A 12,983-nucleotide genomic window follows, 5' to 3' on the forward strand; every position below is an offset into this window, starting at 1 on the left:
TTTGCACATCTCGAAGTTGTGCTGGATGATCTTTTCTGTCTAGCGGGAGATGTATTGGGGGCTCGAAATATCAGACGCTGCTATCCGACGAACTTCGTAGAGAAAATTGACCTGTTAACTAGAATTACAGAGTTAACGAACAAGCACGAAAGATGTTGTAGGGCAGTACCCAGTACTTTGCATATTCCCGCATTGTCTTCTGCAAATAGACTTCGAAATATACTTGCCCATGGAATCATCAGGGATGTCGTGCGTGGGTCCAATGGCTACTGTATTCTAGTAGATAAGATATCTCGTCCACAGAGGGTTAGTGCGACGAGGCAGGAGTTGATCTGGAGGAGAGAAGAGGCTTGGCGACATGAACTAGTATCGGAACTTCTAATATTCAAGAATTTTTTGGAAGCCATGGCTATCATTAGGAGTGCTGTCTTTTCTTGCTCAAAAGGTTGGCCCAATTATGTATTAGTCGCCCCTGAGAATTTGATGGTCAGCTACTTTTCTGCGGAAGAGATCTTTCGGACTAATAGCATGTTGCTAGGTCTGGATGCCGATGGTTGTTGAGGCTCGTCGGCTCGACCTCACCTTCCAGACAGCCGACGGGCCGGTTCAGGCGTTGTCGGATGTGTCGCTCGATATTCGGGCGGGCGATTTCGTGTCGTTCATCGGGCCTTCGGGCTGTGGAAAGACGACGTTCCTGCGGGTGATCGCGGGGCTGGAGGAGGCGACGGGCGGCAGCGTCAGCGTCAACGGGATGACCCCAGACGAGGCGCGGCGCGCGCGGGCCTATGGCTATGTCTTTCAGGCGGCGGGGCTTTATCCGTGGCGGACCATCGGGCGCAACGTCAAGCTGCCGCTGGAGATCATGGGCTTCGACCGGGCCGAGCAGGATCGGCGGATGCGCGACGTGCTGCGTCTGGTCGAACTGGAAGGGTTCGAGCGCAAGTATCCCTGGCAATTGTCGGGCGGCATGCAGCAACGCGCCAGCATCGCCCGCGCGCTGGCCTTCGATGCGGCCCTGCTGCTGATGGACGAACCCTTCGGCGCGCTGGACGAGATCGTGCGCGACCGGCTGAACGAGCAGTTGCTGGACCTCTGGGCGCGGACGGGAAAGACGATCTGCTTCGTGACCCATTCCATCCCCGAGGCGGTCTACCTGAGCACTCGGATCGTCGTCATGTCGCCGCGTCCGGGCCGCATTGCCGATGTGATCGACAGTCCGCTGCCGCGCGAGAGGCCGCTGGACATCCGCGACAGCGCCGCCTTCATCGAAGTGGCGCACCGGGTGCGCGAGGGGCTGCGCGCGGGGATGGGCGACGATGTCTGACCCGCCGCTGGCCGCGCCGGGCGCCGGAACGGGCCGGTCGGGGCGCGTCGGGCTGCTGGTCTGGCGGATCAGCGGCGCGGCGGGACCGGTTTTGGCCGTCATCCTGGCGCTGCTGGCGATCTGGTATGCGGCGACGGTCTGGCTGAACGCGCAATGGGTTCTGGATCAGGCCGCGCGCGCCGACCGGATGGCGGGGTTCGGCGACATCCTGCGCGGTACGCTGAACCAGGAGCGTCCCGTCCTGCCCGCGCCCCATCAGGTGGCGGCCGAGCTGTGGAACACGGTTGCGCTGCAACCCGTCACCTCGCGCCGCAGCCTTGTCTGGCACGCCTGGGTGACGCTGAGCGCGACGTTGACGGGGTTCGGCATCGGGACGGTGCTGGGGATCGCGCTGGCCATCGGCATCGTCCATAACCGCGCGATGGACATGAGCGTGATGCCCTGGGCCATCGCGTCGCAGACCATTCCGATCCTGGCCATCGCGCCGATGATCATCGTGGTGCTGAACTCGGTCGGGGTGCAGGGGCTGTTGCCCAAGGCGATCATCAGCGCCTATCTGTCGTTCTTTCCGGTGGTGGTCGGGATGGTCACGGGGCTGCGGTCGCCGGATGCGGCGCAACTGGACCTGATGCGCACCTATTCGGCGAGCCGCGCGCAGACGCTGTGGAAGCTGCGGTTTCCGGCCTCGCTGCCCTATCTATTTGCATCGTTGAAAGTGGGCGTCGCGGCGTCGCTGGTGGGGGCGATCGTGGGCGAATTGCCGACCGGGGCCGTGCGGGGCCTGGGCGCGCGGCTGCTGTCGGGCAGCTATTACGGGCAGACGGTGCAGATATGGGCGGCGCTGCTGATGGCCGCCTTCTGCGCCGCGCTGCTGGTCGGGCTGATCGGGCTTATCCAGCGGCTGACGCTGGGCCGCATGGGGCTGGCGCGTTGAGCGGCGCGGCATCGTTGGGCGTCGTGCTGGCGGTCTGGCTGGGGGCGTGGTGGGCCAATGCGCGCCTGTCGGCGGCGCGGGGACGGGTGCCGCGCCTGCTGGTTCCGGCAATCTTCGGTCTGACGCTGCTGGTGCTTTGGGAACTGACGGTGCGCCTGTTCGGCGTGCCGGGGGTGATCCTGCCGCCGCCTTCGGCCATCGGCGCGCGGATCGCGGATTCGGCCGACATCCTGTGGACCGACTTCGTGCAGACCTTCGTGAAGGGCGCGCTGTCGGGCTATGTCATCGGTTGCGGCGCGGCGCTGCTGACGGCGGTGGCCATCGACCGCTCGGCGTTCCTAAAACGCGGATTGCTGCCGGTGGGCAATTTTATCGCGGCGCTGCCCATCGTGGGCACGGCGCCGATCCTGGTGATGTGGTTCGGCTTCGACTGGCAGAGCAAGGCGGCGGTCGTGGTGGTGATGGTGTTCTTTCCGGTGCTGGTGAACACCGTGGCGGGGCTGGCGGCGGCGGACGCGATGCAGCGCGACCTGATGCGGACCTATGGGGCAAGCTGGGGGCAGGCGCTGATCAAGCTGCGGCTGCCGGCGGCGATGCCGTTCATCTTCAACGGGCTGAAGATCGCGACGACGCTGGCGCTGATCGGCGCCATTGTGGCGGAATTCTTCGGCTCGCCGACGCGTGGAATGGGATTTCGCATCTCGACCGCCGTCGGACAGCTTGCGCTGGATCTGGTCTGGGCCGAGATTGCGGTGGCGGCCGTCGCGGGCTCGGTCTTCTACGGGGCGGTGGCGGCCGTCGAACGGGGGGTGACGTTCTGGCATCCCTCGCAACGAAAACGAAACGGTTCGCGGGGAGGATGACGACATGAGACATCTGACGATTCTGACGGCGGCTCTGGGGCTGGCCGGGGCGGCGCAGGCGCAGGACGACCTGACGCTGCAATTGAAATGGGTCACGCAGGCCCAGTTCGCGGGCTATTACGTGGCGAAGGACAAGGGGTTTTACGACGAGGTCGGGCTGGACGTGACGATCCGGCCTGGCGGTCCCGACATCGCGCCGACGCAGGTTCTGGCAGGGGGCGGCGCGGATGTGGTCGTGGAATGGATGCCCGCGGCCCTGGCCGCGCGCGAGAAGGGCCTGCCGCTGGTCAACATTGCCCAGCCTTTCAACGCGTCGGGCATGATGCTGACCTGCCTCAAGGAAAGCGGCGTCGAAAGCCCCGAGGACTTTCCGGGCCGCACGCTGGGCGTGTGGTTCTTCGGCAACGAATATCCGTTCCTGTCGTGGATGAGCCAGCTTGGCATCCCGACCGAGGGCGGCGCGGACGGGGTCGAGGTGTTGAAACAGGGATTCAACGTCGATCCGCTGCTGCAAAAGCAGGCCGACTGCATCTCGACCATGACCTACAACGAATACTGGCAGGTGATCGACGCGGGCCTGACCGAGGACGATCTGGTGACGTTCCGATACGAGGATCAGGGCGTCGCCACGCTGGAGGACGGCCTTTACGTCACCGAGGAGACGCTGGCCGAGCCGGGGATGAAGGACGTTCTGGCGCGGTTCGTCGCGGCATCCATGAAGGGCTGGAAATACGCCGAGGAAAATCCCGACGAGGCGGCCGAAATCGTGCTGGAGAACGATGAAACCGGCGCGCAGACCGAGAAGCATCAGAAGCGGATGATGCGCGAGGTGTCGAAGCTGACCGCCGGATCGGACGGCACACTGGATCCGGCGGCGTATCGGCGCACGGTCGAGTCGCTGCTGTCGGGCGGGTCCGATCCGGTCATTACCGCCGATCCGGGCGACGGCGCCTGGACGCATGAGATCACCGACATGGCGGCGGACCTGTGATCGATGGGCCGGGACGGCACGCGGCCGGTCCCGGCCCTTCGGGAATGACGGAGCCGGAGGACGCCGATGCGCGCCGAGCCGTAGCGCCGGTGATCTGCTATCCGACCGACGCGCTGCCCCAGCCGGATATGGGCCGGACGGTGTGGCTGCGGGACAATCCGGCGACGACGGCATCGGTGACGGTGCCGCCGCGTGACGGGCGGGCGATACGGGTGCCGGCGGGCCATGTGCTGCGCATCGTCTGCCCCGAAGGACCGCAGGTCGGCGATCTGAACCTGTTCGCTGCCGACGATCTGAACGAACGGTTCTACAGCGGCAAGACGCGGGCGCTGCACGGAACGCATGTCGGCATCGGCGACAGGCTGTGGTCGTGTTTGCCCTATCTGCGCCCAATGGCGACGGTCGTGGGGGACAGCCTGGCCTGGTATGGCGTGGATGACTGGGGCGGGCGGGTGCATGACGTGATCGGCACGCGCTGCGACCCCTATACCGGGCGGCTGCTGGGCGGCGGGGATTATCATCATTGCTGCCACTCGAACCTGACGCGGGCACTGGCGGATGCGACGGGTTTGCCTCTGTCGCAGGCGGAGCTTTCGGTGCACGATGTGCTTAACGTCTTCATGTGCACCGGCTTCACGCGCGAGGACGGGCGTTATTTCATGAAGGCCAGCCCGGTGCGGGCGGGCGATCGGCTGGACCTGCTGGCCGAGATCGACCTTCTGGCGGTGCTGAGCGCCTGTCCGGGCGGCGATTGCGGCACGGTTCATTCCAGCGATGCGGCGCGATGCCACCCCTTGCGGATGGACGTTCTGGCACCGCCGGGCGGTCCGCCGGCCGGTTGGCAGCGGCCCGAAACCAGTGGATACGATCGCAGCCACGGGCGCGGTTGATACGAAAAAGGCGGGCCGAAGCCCGCCTTTTGCGTCGTGATGGGTCGGTAGGGGCTTACTGATAAGCCTCCATCGCCTCCATCTCGTCCTCGCTCATGTCCACATAGACCCGCAGTTCGCCGCCGTTTTCCATCTGCTGCACCGACAGGTCTTCCATCGCAATTGCGACGGGCTTGGCACCGAGGCCGAGGAAACCGCCCACATCGACGACCGCCCGGTCGAGATCGCCATCGGCGGTCATCACCAGATCGCCCACTTCGCCGACACGGCGGTCGTTGGCGTCATAGACGCTGGCCCCGGTCAGGGTCGCCGTGTCGATATCGGTATAGGGCACGACGATGAAGCCGCTGCGCGCCGTCAGGGGCGACATGGCGCGGTCCGCGGGTGCGGTGCCATCGGTCACGACCAGAGCGGACGCGTCGGCATTGGCGTCCGTTTCCATCGCGGCGGCATCCGCTTCCTCGATGTTCACCTGCGCGTCCTGCTGGGTCACGTTGACATCGGCACCTTCGGCGGATTCGACGTTCACGACCGGTTCGGCATCCTCGACGCGGATATCCGCCTCGCCGCCGCCTTCGACGTTCACGTCGGCTTCGGCCTGATCAACGATGACGCGGGCCTGTTCGGCTTCATCGACGTTCACCTGCGCCTCGGCTTCCTCGATGCGAATGTCCGGCTCGCTTTCGTTCACGACGATGCGCGGTTCGGGCCGCACGAAGCGGATGACCGGCTGCGGCTGCTCGACGCTGACACGGGGTTCGGTCGTTTCCACGTCGACATCGGGTTCCGGCATGCGGATCGTGACGATGGGCTCGGGGATGTTGACGGTGACGACCGGCTGGGCCTGCTCGACCGTGATGACCGGCGCGCGCTGCTGCACGGTGACGACAGGCTTCTGCTGGGTCACGGTGATTTCGGGCTGCGGCTGTTCGACGGTCACTTCGGGCGCGGCCTGATCGACGCTGACGACCGGATCGTCCACTTCGACGGACACGCTGGGATCGGCCTGTTCGACGACGATTTGGCCGCCCATCGTGTCGGCGGTCGTGGTGCCCACGCTGTCGACTTCGACCTCGGCGGTGCCGTCACTGTCGATGTCGGTGGGGGTGTCCTGGGCGATGGCGCCGGTGGACAGGGTCAGCGCCGCGGCCGAGCCGAGAAGAAAGGCCTTGATGGTCATGTGGTTCTCCCGTGTTAGGTTCTGGGCCATCAAGGGCGCAGGACGGGAAATGGTTCCAGAAAACCTCTCGCACGGTCAATTTTTAGGGAAATTCGATTGGCCAGGCGCCGTTGACGGCAGTTTTCGGCCTGCGCCCGCCGACACGATGGCGGACGCAGGCAGGTCGATCAGCCGCGGTTCATGCGGTGTTCGATCAGATCGCCCACGACTTCGGGGTCGGACAGGGTGGATGTGTCGCCCAGCGCGTCGAATTCGTTCTCGGCCACCTTGCGCAGGATGCGGCGCATGATCTTGCCCGACCGGGTCTTGGGCAGACCCGGCGCCCACTGGATCAGATCGGGCTTGGCGATCGGCCCGATCTCGCTGCGGACCCAGTCGCTGAGTTCCTTGCGCAGCTCTTCGGTCGGTTCGACGCCGTTCATCAGGGTGACATAAGCATAGATGCCCTGGCCCTTGACGGGATGGGGATAGCCCACGACGGCGGCCTCGCTGACGGCCTCGTGCGCGACAAGCGCGCTTTCGACCTCGGCCGTGCCCATGCGGTGGCCGGACACGTTAATGACGTCGTCGACGCGGCCGGTGATCCAGTAATACCCGTCCGCGTCGCGGCGGCATCCGTCGCCGGTGAAGTAGTAGCCCTTGTATTGCTGGAAATACGTCGCCTCGAACCGGTCGTGATCGCCCCAGACGGTGCGCATCTGACCCGGCCAGCTATCGGCGATGCAAAGCACGCCTTCGGCTTCGGGAGTATCGATGACCTTGCCGGATTCGGCCTCGAGGACCACCGGCCTGATGCCGAAGAAGGGCAGCGTCGCGCTGCCGGGCTTGGTCGGGATGGCGCCGGGCAGGGGGGTCAGCAGGTGGCCGCCGGTTTCCGTCTGCCACCAGGTATCGACGATGGGGATCCGGCCCTTGCCGATCTTGTCGTTGTACCAGTTCCAGGCCTCGGGATTGATCGGTTCGCCCACCGTGCCCAGCACCTTGAGCGACGACAGATCGTAGGGTTGCACGAAATCGTCGCCCTTGCCGATCAGCGCCCGGATCGCGGTGGGGGCGGTATAGAACTGGTTGACCTTGTGCTTCTCGCAAACCTGCCAGAACCGGCCGGCGTCGGGCCAGGTCGGCACGCCCTCGAACATCACGGTGGTCGCGCCGTTGGCCAGCGGACCGTAGACGATATAGCTGTGGCCCGTCACCCAGCCCACATCGGCGGTGCACCAGAACACGTCGCCGTCGTGATAGTCGAAGACGTATTTGTGCGTCATCGCGGCATAGGACAGATAGCCGCCGCTGGTATGCACGACGCCCTTGGGCTGGCCGGTCGAGCCGGACGTATAGAGGATGAACAGCGGATCCTCGGCGCCCATCTCCTCGGGGTCGCAGGTATCGTCGACCTCGGCCTCCATCTCGTGCAGCCAGAAGTCGAGCCCCTGCCGCCAGGCGATCTGCTGGCCGGTGCGCTTGACGACCAGGCATTTCACGTCGTCGGTGTCGTGCAGCAGGGCCTTGTTGACGTTGTCCTTAAGGTTGGTCACGCGGCCCCCGCGCGGCGCCCCGTCCGAGGTGATGACCACCTTGGCGTCGCAGCCATTCACCCGCGCGCCCAGTGCATCGGGCGAGAAGCCGGCAAAGACGATGGAATGGATCGCGCCGATCCGCGCGCAGGCCAGCATGGCATAGGCCGCCTGCGGGATCATCGGCAGGTAGATGACGACGCGGTCGCCGCGCTTGACGCCCATCTTCTTCAGCACGTTGGCCATCTTGCAGACATGGCTGTGCAGTTGCTGATAGGTGATGTGCTGCGCGCCGCCGCCTTCGGTGGCATCGGGATCGTCGGGTTCGAAGATGATGGCGGTCTGCGATCCGCGGGTGGCCAGATGCCGGTCGATGCAATTGGCCGCGACGTTCAGCGTCCCGTCCTCGAACCATTTGATATGGACATTGCCGAAGTCGAAGCTGGTATCCTTCACCTTGGTGAAGGGCCTGATCCAGTCAATGTTCTTTCCGTGCTCGGCCCAGAAGCCGGCCGGATCCTCGATGCTTTGGCGATACATCCGGTCATAGGCGGCGCGGTCCACATGGGCCTGGGCGGCAAAGTCGTCGCTGGGCGGATAGGTGGCGTCTGTCATGATAAGCACTCTCCCTCGGCTGGGCGGATATTCGGCCCGCGTTCCGGCATTGTCGAGCATGTCTTGCCGCGGAAACCGGGTTTCGTTCAGATTTTCGTAACGGGGATGCGCCATCAAGGGCCCGTGTTGCTGCCAGGATCGCCCCGCCCATGACCGACCAGTCGCCGCTGCGCCGAAAGATCGGCGAAGGGCGGCGCGCCGACGCGCCGCCGCCGCTCAGCCCCGAACGGATCTGGGGCCGCGCGGTCGTGCACGGGCTGAACGATTCCATCGGGCTGGCGGCGGTGGCCGAGGATGCCGCGACGGATCGCCTGTTTCCCGCGGCGGCCGCCGCGCTTGTCGTGCCGGGGGCGCTGGCGGTCCTGCTGGACGGACCGGACGGCTGGGGGCTGGCGGTGCTGGATCCCGGCTTTCTTGCCGCGGTGATCGAACAGCAGACGATGGCGCGGGTCGGCACCCGGCCGGTCGACAGCCGCCCCGTCACCGCGCTGGATGCGGCGATGGCGGCCGATCCGCTGGACCGCATCCTTGCCGCGCAGGAGGTTTTGGCCGCCGACCTGACGGGGCTGGAAATGAGGCGCGGCTATCGCTTCGCGACCCGGATCGAGGATCCGCGCGAAATCGGATTGCGCCTGGCCGAGACCGCGCATCGCCGGGTCCGCATCGGCCTCGCGCTGGGCGGCGGCGCGCGTCACGGGCATCTCGACATCGTGCTGCCCGAACCGCCCCCGCGATCCGCGCCGGGCTTGCCCCCGTCGAACTGGCCCGACCGGCTGCAAACGCGGGTGATGGGGGCCGAGGTCGGGCTGACCGCGCGGCTGGCCTCGATCAGCCTGTCGGCCGGCGAGATCACCGATCTGCGGGTCGGTCAGGTGCTGACCCTGCCGCGCAGCGCGCTGGGGCGCGTGCAGGTCACGACCGGCATCGGCGAGGTGGTGGCGGAGGGCCGGCTGGGGCAATCGGACGGACGGAAGGCGGTTCGGATCGTCGGGCAGGCGACGGGCGAGGTCTCGATGGATGGCGAGGGGGGATAGCGTCGAAGCGGACAGGCGGATCCGTAGGGGCGCGCCGGACTGGCTTTCAACACGCACCCGCATCAGTCCATGCCAATCAGCGCCGCGTCATCCCGGTGCCCGCTGGTCGATCTGCGCGGCGAGGGGGCGGATGTCATAGCCGCTCTGCGCGGCGGCGGTCACGATGGCGTCCGTCGGCATCGTTCCGGCCATCGCCAGCGCCCATGCGACGGTCGAGCGGGTGCCCGAGCGGCAATAGGCCAGCACCTTGGTCCCGGCATCGGCGACACGGCGTTGCGCGGCGATGTTGTCTTCGGTCATGGCCCCGTTGACGATGGGGTTCGCGTGAAGGCGCAGGCCCTCGGCCTCGGCGGCCCGGCCCATCGCGGCGAACGACAGATCGGCATCGACCTCGTCATCGGGGCGATTGCAGAGGATGTCGGTGAAGCCCGCTTCGCGCAGGGCCGGCATCTGCGCCGGGTCGATCTGCGGCGAGACGGCGAAATCGGGGGTGAGATAGCGGATGTCCATAAATCGGTTTCCTTGGCCTCGGGGCGGAAGGTTGGCGGCGGTCGTGCGGGTCACGGGGCGAGGAATATGCCGGCCATCACCACCAGCAGTCCCAGCAGCGACAGCATCAGCGCACCGAGGTTCCAGGCCACCAGCCGCTGCAACCGCGCCCGCAGCGCCACGTCGTCCAGCCGGGCGCGGCGCGCGCGCGCGGCCTGCACGATGCACCACATCAGCCCCGCCAGACCCGCCAGCGACAGGCAGACGCCGACCCAGACCAGAACCGCCATTCGATATTCCCGTATTCGTCAGCGACGTGCTTAGCGCGGATCGTGCGGGATCGTCCATCGTGCCGATGCCGCTTGCGCGGCGAAGGGGCCGGCCATAGGAGAGGCGCCCACGGACAGGACGAAAGGTGCGGACATGGCGGAACCCCAGGTGATCGACGACGGCTATGGCGTCACGGCCGAGGAGCTGCGTCAGTTCATCGAGCGATACGAACGGCTGGAGCAGGAAAAGAAGGACATCGCCGACGCCCAGAAAGAGGTGATGGCCGAAGCCAAGGGCCGCGGATACGACACCAAGGTTCTGCGCAAGATCATCGCCCTGCGCCGCCGCGACAAGGACGACATCGCCGAGGAGGAGGCGGTGCTGGAGATGTACAAGGCCGCGCTGGGCATGCTGTGACGGGCCATTCGCCGAACCTTGCCTTGCCGTGCGGCGGGCGGTAAGTCCCGTCGCGCGAAAGGGCGCCGGCCGGTGTAGCTCAGCTGGTAGAGCAGCGGTTTTGTAAACCGAAGGTCGGGGGTTCGAACCCCTCCACCGGCACCATGCCGATGACGATGCCGCAGGGTGCCCAGCCGCCGTTCTTCGAGAATGGCGAATTCATGCCGGCGCCCCGTTTCGGACGCGCCCGATGGCCAGTTAAGTATCCGAATCACGGGGAATCGGAAAGTTGAGAGATACCGCCACACGCCGGAACGCGTTCTATGTCCTGCTTCTCGCTTTCGTCGCCTTCGGTGGAATCGTCGATTATTACGTCTGGGGGTCTGCAGGGCTTGTCGCTTTGAATGATTTCACCCAGATGGTGGGGATCATCGCCCTGTGCATTCTTTGGCTGCGCGCCGACGCGTCCGTCCGCGACCGGCCCGCAACCCGCCTGAGCGTGATCGCGACGATACTGTTCCCGCCGGCCGGCACGACGATCCATCTGTTTCAGAGCCGCAGCAAGCTGTTTGCCTTCGGCGCTGCGCTGCTCTTCTGGACCGGCGTGTTCATGGCCTTCTTCGCCGGCGATATCGCAGGTTCCTGGATCGTAGACGTTCCGACGACCGTGGCTCTGGGCGAATAGCGCCCGGCAGAGCGGCCCTACGTTTCCGTCGGCGCCGCCCGAAAACCTTAACCGCGATTGCCGGCGAAGCGTTCCGCCCATTCGGCGGCCTGGTCATCCGTTATCTTGTCGAAAAGGTTCTCGGGCACGTCGAAGGAATGACCGGGTTCCAGCCGGGCAAGTGCGGCGTGCAGGTCGTCGGGCCAGTCGCGGTCCGTGCGCAGCGCGGCGGTCAGGCGGTCGGCGGCATCGGGAATGAACGGCGCGGACAGGACGGCGTAGAGGCGGATCAGGTTCAGCGCCATGCGGACGATGGCGGCGGCGCGGTCGGGATCGGTCTTGATCGCCGTCCAGGGGGCGGCGGCCTGAAGGTATTCGTTGCCGGCCACCCAGATCGCGCGCAGTTCGGCCGCCGCCTTGCGGATCTCGATGGCGTCCATGGCACGTTGATAAGCGGCGAGCCGGGTCTGCAAATCGGCGATCAGCGCGGCCTCGGCCGGGCCAAAGGGGCCGCCGTCAGGCACGGCCTCTCCGAATTTCGAGCGGCAGAACTTGGTGACGCGGCTCACGAAGTTGCCCAGAACGTCCGCCAGATCCTTGTTCACCGACGACTGGAAGTTGTCCCAGGTGAATTCAGTATCCGACGATTCGGGCGAATGGGACAGCAGCCACCAGCGCCAATAATCGGCCGGCAGGATCGACAGCGCCTGATCCATGAAGACGCCGCGCCCCTGACTGGTCGAGAATTGGCCGCCGTCATAGGTCAGGTAGTTGAACGCCTTGATGTAATCGACCAGCTTCCAGGGCTCGGCCCCGTCGAAATTGGCGCCCATGATGGTGACGGGAAAAGACAGCGTGTGGAACGGCACGTTGTCCTTGCCCATGAACTGCACATAGCGCACGTCCTGCGCGCCCTTGTCGGTACGCCACCAGCGTTCCCACTCGGCGTCGGGCAGACCGTTCGCGTCGGCCCATTCGGCGGCGCAGGCGATGTATTCGATGGGCGCGTCGAACCAGACATAGAAGACCTTGCCTTCCATCCCCGGCCACGGCTCGGTCCCCTTGCGCACGGGCACGCCCCAGTCGAGATCGCGGGTGATCCCGCGATCCTGCAAACCCGCGCCGTCGTCCAGCCACTTGCGCGCGATCGAGGTCGTCAGGACCGGCCAGTCGGTCTTGCTGTCGATCCAGTCGCGCAGGCGGTCGCGCATGGCGCTTTGGCGCAGATAGAGGTGCTTGGTCCGCCGTTCTTCCAGGTCGGTCGAGCCCGAGATGGCGCTGCGCGGGTCGATCAGGTCGGTCGGGTCGAGCTGCTTGGTGCAGTTTTCGCACTGGTCGCCCCGCGCGCGGTCATAGCCGCAATTCGGGCAAGTCCCCTCGATGTAACGGTCGGGCAGGAAGCGGTGGTCGGCATGGGAATAGATCTGCGTTTCCTCGCGTTCCTCGATCAGGCCGGCGGCGTCCAGACGGCCGGCGAAATGCTGGGTCAGCGCATGGTTCTGCGGGCTGGACGACCGGCCGAACCTGTCGAACGACAGCCTAAAGCCGTCCGACAGATCCTTTTGCACCTGCCACATTTCGGCGCAGTATTCGGCCACGGGCTTGCCCGCCTTGGCGGCGGCCAGTTCGGCGGGCGTGCCGTGTTCGTCGGTGGCGCAGAGAAACAGAACCTCGGCCCCCCGCGCGCGCTGATAGCGGGCGTAAAGATCGGCAGGAAGCTGGCTGCCCACCAGATTGCCCAGATGCTTGATCCCGTTGATATAGGGAATGGCCGAGGTGATGAGGATGCGCGTCATGTGGCCGCCTTCTGCCGGGTGTC

At 65.8% G+C, this 12,983-nt stretch carries 13 protein-coding genes and 1 tRNA gene; 9 read left to right on the forward strand and 5 right to left on the reverse strand.

All coding sequences use genetic code 11. From position 1 onward, the window contains the following. Positions 1 to 544: 544 nt before the first annotated feature. The 5 genes from OCGS_RS03065 to OCGS_RS03085 are packed head-to-tail and all read left to right on the forward strand — an operon-like array spanning position 545 to position 5,002. Entirely contained in the window at positions 545 to 1,324 is a 780-nt protein-coding gene (locus OCGS_RS03065) for an ABC transporter ATP-binding protein (RefSeq protein ID WP_040610343.1), read from the forward strand. Continuing rightward, positions 1,317 to 2,258, forward strand: a complete 942-nt coding sequence (locus OCGS_RS03070; RefSeq protein WP_007425768.1) for an ABC transporter permease — start codon at positions 1,317 to 1,319, stop codon at positions 2,256 to 2,258. Before OCGS_RS03065 ends, OCGS_RS03070 begins: the two co-directional genes overlap by 8 nt. 23 nt (positions 2,259 to 2,281) lie before the next feature. Continuing rightward, the gene (locus tag OCGS_RS03075; protein ID WP_040610421.1) at positions 2,282 to 3,121 is read left to right on the forward strand and encodes an ABC transporter permease; all 840 of its coding nucleotides are present in this window, start codon (positions 2,282 to 2,284) and stop codon (positions 3,119 to 3,121) included. A gap of 4 nt (positions 3,122 to 3,125) precedes the next feature. Next, on the forward strand, positions 3,126 to 4,112 hold the full coding sequence (locus OCGS_RS03080; RefSeq protein WP_007425770.1) for an ABC transporter substrate-binding protein: 987 nt from the start codon (positions 3,126 to 3,128) through the stop codon (positions 4,110 to 4,112). Positions 4,113 to 4,156: 44 nt separating this feature from the next. Further along, on the forward strand, positions 4,157 to 5,002 hold the full coding sequence (locus OCGS_RS03085; RefSeq protein ID WP_040610344.1) for an urea carboxylase-associated family protein: 846 nt from the start codon (positions 4,157 to 4,159) through the stop codon (positions 5,000 to 5,002). A gap of 55 nt (positions 5,003 to 5,057) precedes the next feature. On the opposite strand, the gene OCGS_RS03090 is transcribed toward OCGS_RS03085, so the two are convergent. Next, positions 5,058 to 6,182, reverse strand: coding sequence for a PRC-barrel domain-containing protein (locus OCGS_RS03090; RefSeq protein WP_007425772.1), 1,125 nt, complete (start codon positions 6,180 to 6,182; stop codon positions 5,058 to 5,060). A 167-nt stretch (positions 6,183 to 6,349) separates the two neighbouring features. Beyond that, positions 6,350 to 8,311 carry an acetate--CoA ligase gene (gene acs, locus OCGS_RS03095; RefSeq protein WP_040610425.1) on the reverse strand — a complete coding sequence of 654 codons (1,962 nt, stop codon included), beginning with the start codon at positions 8,309 to 8,311 and terminating at the stop codon, positions 6,350 to 6,352. 149 nt (positions 8,312 to 8,460) lie between these two features. Here acs and OCGS_RS03100 point away from each other — a divergent pair, with 149 nt between their 5' ends. Continuing rightward, positions 8,461 to 9,345 carry a FliM/FliN family flagellar motor switch protein gene (locus tag OCGS_RS03100; RefSeq protein ID WP_007425774.1) on the forward strand — a complete coding sequence of 295 codons (885 nt, stop codon included), beginning with the start codon at positions 8,461 to 8,463 and terminating at the stop codon, positions 9,343 to 9,345. A gap of 87 nt (positions 9,346 to 9,432) precedes the next feature. On the opposite strand, the gene OCGS_RS03105 is transcribed toward OCGS_RS03100, so the two are convergent. Next, positions 9,433 to 9,855, reverse strand: coding sequence for a protein tyrosine phosphatase family protein (locus OCGS_RS03105; RefSeq protein ID WP_007425775.1), 423 nt, complete (start codon positions 9,853 to 9,855; stop codon positions 9,433 to 9,435). A 50-nt stretch (positions 9,856 to 9,905) separates the two neighbouring features. Further along, positions 9,906 to 10,124 carry a hypothetical protein gene (locus OCGS_RS03110; protein ID WP_007425776.1) on the reverse strand — a complete coding sequence of 73 codons (219 nt, stop codon included), beginning with the start codon at positions 10,122 to 10,124 and terminating at the stop codon, positions 9,906 to 9,908. A 133-nt stretch (positions 10,125 to 10,257) separates the two neighbouring features. Between OCGS_RS03110 and OCGS_RS03115 the strand changes: the two genes are divergently transcribed. From OCGS_RS03115 to OCGS_RS03125, 3 genes are all read left to right on the forward strand, one after another. Then, a complete protein-coding gene (locus OCGS_RS03115) occupies positions 10,258 to 10,521 on the forward strand; it encodes a DUF2312 domain-containing protein (protein ID WP_040610346.1) in 264 nt (87 codons plus the stop codon). 68 nt (positions 10,522 to 10,589) lie between these two features. Continuing rightward, positions 10,590 to 10,665 (forward strand) — tRNA-Thr (locus OCGS_RS03120). Positions 10,666 to 10,789: 124 nt separating this feature from the next. Then, complete coding sequence (locus OCGS_RS03125; RefSeq protein ID WP_007425778.1) at positions 10,790 to 11,185, forward strand: hypothetical protein; 396 nt, start codon at positions 10,790 to 10,792, stop codon at positions 11,183 to 11,185. 47 nt (positions 11,186 to 11,232) lie between these two features. On the opposite strand, the gene metG is transcribed toward OCGS_RS03125, so the two are convergent. Next, complete coding sequence (gene metG, locus OCGS_RS03130) at positions 11,233 to 12,960, reverse strand: methionine--tRNA ligase (protein ID WP_007425779.1); 1,728 nt, start codon at positions 12,958 to 12,960, stop codon at positions 11,233 to 11,235. Positions 12,961 to 12,983 lie beyond the last annotated feature (23 nt).

The sequence above is a fragment of the Oceaniovalibus guishaninsula JLT2003 genome (assembly GCF_000299575.1).
GTDB classification, from domain to species: domain Bacteria; phylum Pseudomonadota; class Alphaproteobacteria; order Rhodobacterales; family Rhodobacteraceae; genus Palleronia; species Palleronia guishaninsula.